Genomic DNA, 10,545 nt, shown 5'->3' with positions numbered 1-10,545 from the left:
AAGAGGTAAAAACCTTTCAAATTACAGGATGCTGACACCATCCAAAAAGCACATTCCGCAGTTTTGCCTATTTACGGGCTTGGCAGACCAGCTCAACCAGAAGCATCCATTGTACCAGTTGTCACATAAAATAAACTGGTCAGTTTTTGAAAACGCATTTAAGGTTCATTACAGTGAAACAAAGGGCAAGCCATCCAAGCCTATACGTCTGATGGTAGTCCTGCTAATATTCAAATATGTACGCAACCTAAGTGATGAGAACCTGATAGAACAATGGTCAGAAAATATTTATTATCAATATTTCAGCGGGGAACATCATTTCAGACCTTCGGTTCCGTGTTTTCCAACTGAACTGGTGGCTTTCCGGGATCGGATAGGTGAAGCAAGCGTTGAACTGCAGGCTCCCGTTGTTGGCAGCCTGCCATTTATACCGAATGCTGTTAGATTCGCTCGAGAGTCCGTCGGCGTTGAGACAGGTACCCGCTGCTTCATTATTATTTGTTCCTGCTCCGCTTACATTGCTCTGCGAAATGGTTTTGTGTTGAACATAAATAAGAAGCCGTGGCACAATCTTGCCCGGTTTTAAGTACGGGGTTGTAATTGTTTAAACATAATTGAAAGGTGCCGGTTCTTTGATTTTCACCGCTTACAGCAATATAGTAGGTATTCCCAATAATAAGCCCGCCCTTATAAAAGCTGGTTACATTATTTTCTGATATGCCGGTACCAACCAGTTCTGTACCATCCATGGCAATCGCTGTATATTTTAATAACAGGAGATATTAAAGTACCGCCGGAACCCTGGCCGCTCACGTTGATATTCAGATCGGAGGCGGAGGCGATAAATTTAAACCAGCTTGTTTTTTCGGCGTTGGCATTGCTGAACTCGGAATTACCGGAACAGTAGGAGGTGGTCTGGGTGATTAATGTAGCATTATTACAATCCGCCCACCCTTAAAAAGCAATGATACGTAGTGATATAACTAATAATAAAACATTGATGGGCCTGGGCAACATATTTTTTGAAGATAATAAAATATGTGGACAAGACAGGCGGCTTATTTTTAAATTTTACAGCTAATGATTTTACCTCTTTGTGGATAATTAACAGGCTTATTTCCAAGACTTGTCAATCCTGGAATTTTCACCTAAAAATCGGCAGTAAATTTTAATAGCAGGTCTAGTAAGGCCTTTTTAAATTGTTGCATCTATGGGATAACCTTAAGCAATCAACTTATTCCCGGATTCGATAGTTGTAGAGAAAAGCATATGTGTGTTAATGATTATTTGTTATTTTAAGGTATTATTAACCTTTTCAATAATAGAATCTCGCATCTGGTCTATGAACTTAGTGAAGGAAAGTCGTTTTCGGCGAGTTATATCAATGAAATGGCGATGGGGACGCCCGATCTTAACACTGAGGTTCTCTTCAAACCAACATGTTATACCGGCCAGGGTTGCTGTTCCATTGTTTATTTGGCCTGCCAAGTAAATACCATAAATCAATTCTACGAGGTTTATTACATCTCCGGTCCATCTGAGGTTATTTTTATTGTCATTTGGTTCATAGTAATTATCATATACTATTGGTTTGAGTATCAAACCAAGGATATAGGACTGGATTTTTTCAAACGCCCGGAATTTAGCAAACTGGTAACCTATGGGGATGTCATTTATATAGAATTCAGAATTACTTACGATATGCAGTTCTGAATTTTGAATGAAATAAACCTGATCAAGTTCAACATAATCGTTTCGGTAATATTCAAACAAAAATCGATACCGATCAAAATAGCGGGCAATTGCTTCCAGCTCCTTTTCATAATATCCTTTTATTCTATCCGGTAAACCAGTCGGACGATTTGCCTGGAGGATAATTTTTTCTTCATGAAATATCAACAGCGAATAAAAACGGGGTTTATCATATTTATAAAATTGAACTTGAGCGGCAGGATCTTTAAAGGGATAATTATCGAAAATTAATCCGAATTCAGCTATTGCTTCGCGGGACACCTGGAACGTCAATTCCATTTGCGTTTTGATACCTAAAGCTGATTCCTGAATGTTCAATAATCTTTCTTCAAATTTCAGGTAAAGTACTTCAATTTCCTCCTTGGTCTCCATGGTAAATTTATTTTATTAATTATTAGTTATAAGTTCCATAATGCTATTTTATTAACCGGAATGTATATGAATTGTAAAAAATAATAGCGATAATACTATTTTCGTTAAACAATAGTTTAACTTTTAATTATTATCTGTTAACGTAAAGCTAATACCTATAAATTCCGGGTGTTTTGATTTTAATCAAAATCACATGGATAAACTAAATAATCAGTCAGGTTTGGAACAATTGTTCCATGTGCTGACATCAATTGCGCCATTGCCTACCGGCTTGCAACAGCGAATGACCGAGTTCATCGTACAGAAAACCTACCCCAAAAAGCACCGCCTATTGGAAGCGGGCCAGGTTGCACGGCATATTTTTTTTATCTGCAAGGGTTCGGCGAGGGCATTTTACTATGATATAGAGGGTAGAGAACATACCACCTGGTTTATGTCAGAAAACAATCTTATGATCTCTGTATTCAGCTTCTTCCGTCAGGCTACGGCAACGGAAAACATTGAATTACTGGAAGAAAGTACATTGTTATGTATGAGATGGGAAAAGCTGCAGACCATTTATAAGGAATTTCCGGAATTTAACGTGCACAGCCGGATATTCACGGAGAAATACTATATCCAGGCAGAAAAACGGGCAATTATTTTGAGAACAAGGAAGCCTGCAGAACGCTATCAATTGCTGCTCAATTCCCAACCGGAAATCCTTCAAAAGGCATCACTCGGCCAGATCGCTTCGTTCCTCGGCATCACCCAGGAAACCTTGAGCAGGATCCGTTCAGGCAAACGAATTTGATCTTGATAAATGAACGTTCAATTCAAAATACTAACATTTCTAATAAGTAACAAACAAAAAAAAATATTTTCATCCCGTCAACTATTTGAGGTTAACTACCACCTTTCGTGAAAAAATATTTCACGAAAGGCTTAGCCTGACATATAGACACAAGAATCGTGTAAAAGAAAGTAGAATTCTTTAATCTTAAAATAAAGGAGAGTCAACCCACTCTCCTTTGTAATTGGCAATTATTATCTGTGTTGCCAACCTATAAAGAACGGGGGCTGTATTTTTAATATTATATTATTTATATCAAACTAAGAACTGGAATTCGCATAAATAGATTTCTATCATCGAATCCATAGTTAAAGTCACGTACAAACGCCGCCGGAAAACAACTGTATTTTGATCGTTCCCACTGTAGAAACCGATTGTTTCAGTGGAAACGTTCCGATTAGTACTTAAGCCGCAATTGCAGGAAATTTGGCGGCTAACTTTGATAACAATGCCAATTTGGATAATAAATATTATTTATATTAACTCATGTATGAGTTAATTGGATATTGTTTAATGTAAATACTCGAATAATACATTAAAAAAGGTATTTGGAGTAAATGAACTTAGGAAAAGTAAGTCAATTGAGCGTTCGGATTTAACAATTTCATTGTAAGTTAAGGTCGAAACTATAAAAATACCCAAGCTTATTTTTGCTTTAGATAACCCGCAGTAGCGCACGGTTAAAACATAGCAAAAACCATGTATATAACATAACAAAGATCAGGAAACTATTAGACCTCTTAGGTGAGCAGTCTTCAGTAATTTGCCTTTGGTATTAAAATATCAAGGGATACGTCTAATGCTTTTGCAAGACTAATTGCGGTAGTTAAGGTTGGATTGCCAAGGCCTCTTTCAATTTTGCCGATTTGGGATAAAGGAACATCGGATAGATTAGCCAGATTTTCCTGTGAAAAACCCTTTTTTTGGCGAACCTCCCTTAATAGGTTGCCAAAAGTCCTGTTCGCTTGTTCGTTGCGGCTGTTCCTCACAGCACCGAAAATCCGAGATAAAAATTAGGTTCATATACTCATATATGAGTGATTTTAATTATATTTAATCATTTATTAATACATGTGAATTTTAAATAAAATGGGATTATGACCGGAACTGGTGCAGAAAATATTGTCGAAATGCCGATCATAACACTTGATCTGAGCGATGATTTTAAAATATTATCTGGAAGAATGGGGTTTAGAACTTTGCAGGATGTTATTATTGTTCCGCCTGAAATATTATTGCAAAAAAGGGGGTTCAATTATAACTGGTTGGGGGAGTTGATCAGTTTTCTCAGCGACAGAGGATTATTGCACTTATTGCAGCCACTGCCGGGAAATAATCCAGGTTGATGCGGTTAATCATCTTCATTAATATAGCTTTTATTTCCGCCGCGGTTACCTGGTTTTTACTGTAGTATTCTTTACTAAGACCGTGAACCGATACTACATCCTGTCGTTTTGTGCTGAAGTTCGCTGAGAAGAAATCGAAAACTTCGGTAAGCGGTGTGGCGCCAAAAAGGCTTTCTTTGGCGAAAAGCCTGAGGAGGCAGGCTAGGTGTGAAACGGAAAATTCCAACCGGAGCCGTCGTGTATAAGCTATTGGCCGTTTTTCGTTAATTTGAATCCCTGGGTCAATACTTTCTTTAACTTCCTTTAACCAATCCGACAACATCTGCGACAATGGTGGCCAGCGATGATCATAGCGGACAACATCACCTTGAGCCTGGTACGCATACAACTGGGTGTATTGCCCGACCACTGATAATTTGGCTGCTTCTGTTTTACCTTCAAAGGCAGATCTTATCAATTCCTGTTGATTAACAAAAGCGTCGAATTGGTTAAATTCAAGTTCCAGTAGTTTATCATAAATGAGTTCATGAAACTTTTCAGAATCGGCATACGGCAGCAAATAAAATAATTCTTCGACCAGCAACCGAAAATATAGTAATTGGGGGAGCGTACAGGGCAAAGCTTTTTTTCCGGTCATTTCTTCTATATAGCGCAATAAACAACGCTTTACCTTTAGGGTAACATCGGATTTCTCAAGAGTTTCTGACACCATTCTGCAGGTTTCCTTTAAACCATTGGTGAAATACAAGCGATAGATAGTTCCTACATCAATATTATCTTCGAGATATTCACCGTAATACGTATGCAGGCTGTCCAGCAACTGACATATTTTCTCCCGGAATAACGGTGGTGCAGTTGCATATTTTGATGCACCTGCATCTAATAACCTGAAAATAAACGTTCCATGATAAGTAAAATAGCGCTTGAGTGCGTCATTAGTTACTTCTGAAAACACCGCAAAAGTCCAGGCTTGCCGGACTTTTGCTACGGTTTCGTCCATTTCCTTCATTGTCAATTCAGGTTCATGTCCGGATAATAGTTTTTCGAGACAGCTCAGGACGGCAAGCTGTTCAGATAATATATACTCCGCTGATATTTTTTCCTGAACCAATGTTTTGAAATTTAAAAGTGGACGTTACACGAAATGGCTGGTGGTATAAACCGTCGTACAGGTGTTTGTAGGATCTCCCTGCGAGTTGGTTGTTTCATTTGATGAGTTTGTGACATTGTTGACATAGCTAAAACGGGTTGAAACCGTCTTTTTTGGTAATTTAATGTTTGAGGTTTTCATAATATTTATTTTTTTACTATATTAATATTTATTGAGAGTAAGCGGATTTTTATTACATCAACACTTTAAAAATTTACACTAAAAAAAATGAATGGCCTGTTTGATCAAAAACCAGAAAGGCTCAATGCCTTTAAGACAAGCCTAAATCACATATTGTGGTGGATCTTCTATATGTTTTATGAAGTGTCTTCCATGTATAATTCCGGTGCAGCCCCGAATTTATTTAAATATTTATGTTATTTTTTCATCAATATTTCTTTATTCTATACACAGACCACCATATTAAACCAAACAAGGAGTTTAGTCAGGGCACGGTATCTGAAATTAAGCGCCATCGTTATACTGGAACTTGTTGCGTACGTTGGTATAAAAATGTCAGCAGACTATTTTTTTATCAATACTAAGGACTGGACATTTACGGTTATGAAGCAATTGGCGGTGCTTGATTTTTACCGGTGTGTCTTTTTTGCGGCATTGGCTACACTTTATTGGACCGCCTCCAATATCTCTGGCTTTGAGCGGAAAGCAAAGGAAGCAGAAATCAAACAATTAACCGCTGCCCGCGATAACCTGGTGTTAGAAGCCAGTCTTGCCCGTTCTCAAAACGCCTTGTTAAGGCAACAGATTAATCCTCATCTTTTATTCAATTCATTAAATTTTATTCACAGCATTGTTTACAAGGTTTCCGGTGAAGCCGCTGAAAATGTGATTCTTTTGGCGGATATCATGCGATTCAGCATGGAAGAGACCGAACCTGACGGTAAAATTATCCTGGAAAAGGAGGTTGAACAGCTTTATAACCTGATTAAAATCAACCAGGTCCGCTTTGAACAAATGTCAGCGGTTGAATTTTTGGTAACCGGTGAAACGACCAGGCATAAGATAATACCACTGGTATTAATGACGCTGACTGAAAATGTGTTCAAGCATGGTGATCTGATTGAATATCCCGCTACTATCAAACTGCTTGTAGAGGAATCCGGTAATCTGACTTTCTATACCCGGAACAAAATAAAAACTAAAGCGCCTTACCCCCGGATCAAAAGTACAGGACTGGAAAATATCCGGATCCGCCTTGATTACGCCTATGGCAACAATTACCGGCTGACCATTCAGGAAAAAGACGACCTGTTTGAATCCGAACTAAATATTCAGCTATGATATTGACTGTTTATATTATCGACGATGAAGCACATGCTGTTCATGTGTTAAAAGACTATGTAGCGAAAACACCAGATCTTGTGCTGACAGGTGCGGCAACGAATCCAATGAGCGCACTGCCTGATCTTACCGGAAATAAACCACCTATGCTGCTGCTCCTGGATGTAGATATGCCCGGTATTTCCGGGTTGGAACTGGCAGGGCTGCTTAGACCGGATACTAGTGTTATCTTTATTACATCATTCCGGGAGTTTGGTGTAGAAGCATTTGAATTAAGAGCCGTTGACTACCTGCTGAAACCAGTATCTTACGCCCGATTTTTTAATGCCATACAAAAAGTAAAGGACGAACAGAATGCAAAACAAAATTTTGTCAAAGAACGGACCTCCATTTTTGTTAAAGGTGATGTCAAAGAGAAGTATATTAAAGTCGTTATTAAAGACATTCTCTTTATCGCTGCTGCATTGAACTATATTGAAATTCATTTTGCCAATGAAAAGGTGCTTACCTACCTGACGTTAGGCGAAATTCTGGCTGAATTACCAGCCGGCGATTTTTGCCAGGTGCAGCGGTCATTTATCGTTAACAGGAACCGTATTAAAGCAATTGAAAAATCGCAGATCAAAATGGACAATGACAAGGCGATTCCTATTGGCAAAGCTTTTGAATCTGCATTTTTCCTATGGCTCGGCGCTGATTTCCTCATCAGCAAAAGGCTTTCGGAAAACTAATCCCCGAAATTTCTGGATAGCCGCGACGCTGTATATTTATATAAAAAATAATATATCAATAATTCATGCCTGCGCTGCATACCTCTGAATGACCTGTTGATCTGCATATGTACCAGGTCCGCGAGTAATGTCATTTTCTTTATCTCCGGCCAGTATGCTGATCCGCGGGCCATTTGCGTTATTGTTTCCAGGAAATGGCTTTTTATGAGCCCGCTTTCATATTCTTGGTTGCCCGGCCCGGTGGATTCAAGCGTAACTGCCAGTTCCTTTGTCAGCTCCCTGTATTTCCGGTCAAGGTCTAGGCGGAATTTTTTGGTGTCACCAAATTCAACGATGAAACTTTCTGACCGCTGTTTAAAAAAGGCGACAAGGTTTGAAGCGTCAGCGGTAAACTTTAGAGCCATGTGATAAACCAACTTGAAAACCGCCATGTCAAATTTCGAAGCACTGTTTTCCACCAATTTTAAAGGCAACCAGGAAAGAATAAGCTCGCTACCCGCACAGAAACTATCTTCAGCTGTTTCGATCAGTTCTTCACTGTACCGCTCGATCTCCCGTTCATAGTTGTCTGTTTTTACATCACGGATAAGTACTTTCGTTGATTTGCGGCTGGTCATTTTTGTAATAATTGCTACCAGATTCCCGTAATTTTCGGGATCCGTTTGGATACGCAGCCGGATATGATGATCTGGGTCGTGGTACCGGATAAAGAACCAGGATTTAATTTTTTGATGGTTATTTTTTATAAACTTGCTTATCAACAAAGACAATAGCCTATCAGCGCTATCTTCAGAACAATAAATTTTGAAGTACATCCATGAACTTCCCGGTAAAAATGTGCGCGCCACTGTCTTCCTTTTTGTCTTGCTTTCCCCAACCGATCCTTTGTATACCTCACCGCTTCTTTTTAATAGGGCGATAAACTGACCGGCCAGTTTATATTTTCCGGATGTCACAGATCGGTCGGGTTCCAGGTATTCCCTGATAAGGGCAGTCTTTTGCTCTTTCAGGCAATCCAGGAAAAAAACAGCATCATCGTCGGATGAGAGATCAAATACCAGTTGTTGGTCGCTCAGTCCATAGCTCACCAATGAAGGTATACCACGTTCCTGACGAAGAATGTGAAGTTTTCCGATGGACATCTGTCCGGAAACCAATGCACTGATTTCTTTGCTGTTCAACTGCCACCGGGCCAGGCTGATGATTGTATTCCGATACTCCACCCTTGGATAAAATTCAAGACCGGGAAAAAGCTTTTCCAGGTCGAAGGTGAGGTTTGCCTGTAATCCCTGGTATTGAAGGTCGCAAAGCATCCGGAACACGGCCAGGTCATTATGGTGGAAATTATAGGCGGTGGGTAATCTCGGGATCACCCTTTTTCCAAGACTAATTGATTCTAACACCAGTTCGTCTCCGCGTAAGAAAAGCTGAAGGTCATCCAACCTAATAGGTTGTTGGCCGGTATTACCAGGATAAGCATTGATATGGATAACATGATCGTAGACAGGTTTCCGCCTGTTGATGTTATCCACGTGCTTATCTGATAACTGGTGAACTTCAGCGAAGATAACTTCAGGATTTGCTTCAGATTCCGCCCGGGCTATTTCAAGACACAGCGCCTCTACTTCCGGACTGAACACGGTAAATCTCCCGATAAGCGCTGTTGCAGATGCCCCGCCGTTATTTTCCAGAATCAGTTTGTTCGCCGATCTTGAAAACAATATGGACATGGATGGAGGCAGCGTTACTTTGCTGGCCACTCCGTCCAGTTCGGCGATATCACGATCATCAATGACTAAAGGCGAAAAGGGCTGCCGGGAGTTATTTCGCTGCCAAATACGTAAGAACAGCCGGTGTACTTCTGTCCAATCGATACTTTTATTGCCTTGCACATTTCCGGGAAATGACACATCCTTCAGTAGCCCGCTTGGAATGGCACTACCGTAAAGATTGTCATAGCCCGTGCCACAATCCGGGTCCAGGGCATAAAGCAGGCCGACTTTCTTACTTTCAAATTTATTTTTAAAGGCAACAGAAAAATTTTTAAGTGCCGGGGTAGGATAGGGTATGATAATTTTACTTAATAATTCGATCGCAGCTGCTAATTCTGGCTGCAGGCCGGCGTCCAAACCCCCTTCTTGAACAGGCCTTTCCAGGCCGCCGTAAAATATATTGCCTTGAAATTCCAGTTTCGATACCGGGCCAGCATAGAGCAGCCGCTTGCTGTCCTTCGCTATATTTAAATCATCCCCTAAGCGAATATTTTTAAATGGTGCCCAATCCTTATCTAAATTAAAAACATTGCTGCTATTCCCTTCGATTAGTTGGCCATCAAATTCTGTTAAAAAAAACTGCTCATCCAGCAGGAAATTCAGATAGTCACTCGCATCATCAACAGAACAATCGGTCATTTTGCTGATGCTATTCATTATTTCTGATTGAAGTGCCGGTTCTTTACCTGCTATTTCAACCAGCATGATATTGAGTTTTTCAGCCGCTATACTGCTTAACAAAAAGTGCATTTTGCCGTTTTCATCGGGGCCTGAGCGAACGAAGCTGAGGATATTGCCGATACGTATCATGGTGGGGTTTAGCATGATATGGAAGTCTGCTCGTTCATTTTTAATATGGTTTTCCACATGCGTCTGCCATTCTCTTGAAGGCTGTAGATGGAGAACCGACCTGCCTGCTTCCACAAGCCTCGCCTGTGCGCAATTATCCCAGTTCAGTATCGAAAATGCGGAAAAAGCCCCAAATGGCGTGGCCCGGAAAGACATCCGGTTATAATATTTGAACAAAGAGAAACGCTCTTTTTTTCCAAGCTTGTCCCATTCGAAATTTTGCTTTTCGAGTACCCGGTAAAATTCGGGGCTGGCCAACCATAGTGCGTTTCTGAAATCCTGACGTTTTAAAATCAGTGGCATATTTTCCAATGCGTACTGTTCTGTGCCGTAAAACGGAGTCCTCAAAAATACCTTGTCAATAAATTTGTATTTGCTTTTCGCGTCCATATCCTAATTACCAAAAGGGTATATACCTATTTCATACTGTTTTTCCATT

8 protein-coding genes and 1 pseudogene are annotated in these 10,545 nt (G+C 40.1%); 4 read left to right on the top strand and 5 right to left on the bottom strand.

The genetic code is table 11. The features are described from left to right. Positions 1 to 28 precede the first annotated feature (28 nt). Positions 29 to 397, top strand: a pseudogene (locus tag AC1DQW_RS06800) (transposase); the annotation flags it as partial. Positions 398 to 1,290: 893 nt separating this feature from the next. Here AC1DQW_RS06800 and AC1DQW_RS06795 read toward each other — a convergent pair. Next, positions 1,291 to 2,124, bottom strand: coding sequence for an RteC domain-containing protein (locus tag AC1DQW_RS06795; RefSeq protein ID WP_477453399.1), 834 nt, complete (start codon positions 2,122 to 2,124; stop codon positions 1,291 to 1,293). Between the two features lie 193 nt (positions 2,125 to 2,317). Here AC1DQW_RS06795 and AC1DQW_RS06790 point away from each other — a divergent pair, with 193 nt between their 5' ends. Next, entirely contained in the window at positions 2,318 to 2,917 is a 600-nt protein-coding gene (locus AC1DQW_RS06790; protein WP_477453398.1) for a Crp/Fnr family transcriptional regulator, read from the top strand. Positions 2,918 to 3,711: 794 nt separating this feature from the next. Here AC1DQW_RS06790 and AC1DQW_RS06785 read toward each other — a convergent pair. The 3 genes from AC1DQW_RS06785 to AC1DQW_RS06775 all read right to left on the bottom strand — a co-directional run bounded on the left by AC1DQW_RS06785 (position 3,712) and on the right by AC1DQW_RS06775 (position 5,593). Then, positions 3,712 to 3,945 (bottom strand): helix-turn-helix domain-containing protein, encoded by a 234-nt coding sequence (locus AC1DQW_RS06785; protein ID WP_477453397.1) that lies wholly within the window; start codon positions 3,943 to 3,945, stop codon positions 3,712 to 3,714. 298 nt (positions 3,946 to 4,243) lie between these two features. Continuing rightward, entirely contained in the window at positions 4,244 to 5,413 is a 1,170-nt protein-coding gene (locus AC1DQW_RS06780; protein WP_477453396.1) for a hypothetical protein, read from the bottom strand. 24 nt (positions 5,414 to 5,437) lie between these two features. After that, positions 5,438 to 5,593, bottom strand: a complete 156-nt coding sequence (locus AC1DQW_RS06775; protein WP_477453395.1) for a hypothetical protein — start codon at positions 5,591 to 5,593, stop codon at positions 5,438 to 5,440. A gap of 372 nt (positions 5,594 to 5,965) precedes the next feature. Here AC1DQW_RS06775 and AC1DQW_RS06770 point away from each other — a divergent pair, with 372 nt between their 5' ends. Beyond that, the gene (locus AC1DQW_RS06770) at positions 5,966 to 6,754 is read left to right on the top strand and encodes a sensor histidine kinase (protein ID WP_477453394.1); all 789 of its coding nucleotides are present in this window, start codon (positions 5,966 to 5,968) and stop codon (positions 6,752 to 6,754) included. Beyond that, positions 6,751 to 7,485: a LytR/AlgR family response regulator transcription factor gene (locus AC1DQW_RS06765; RefSeq protein WP_477453393.1), complete on the top strand. Its 735-nt coding sequence runs from the start codon at positions 6,751 to 6,753 to the stop codon at positions 7,483 to 7,485. Before AC1DQW_RS06770 ends, AC1DQW_RS06765 begins: the two co-directional genes overlap by 4 nt. Here AC1DQW_RS06765 and AC1DQW_RS06760 read toward each other — a convergent pair. After that, on the bottom strand, positions 7,482 to 10,496 hold the full coding sequence (locus AC1DQW_RS06760) for a lantibiotic dehydratase (protein WP_477453392.1): 3,015 nt from the start codon (positions 10,494 to 10,496) through the stop codon (positions 7,482 to 7,484). The genes AC1DQW_RS06765 and AC1DQW_RS06760 overlap by 4 nt on opposite strands. Between the last annotated feature and the right edge of the window lie 49 nt (positions 10,497 to 10,545).

This window comes from Mucilaginibacter sp. P5_A4 (assembly GCF_056400605.1).
This window is presented reverse-complemented; position numbering and strand designations above follow the sequence as displayed.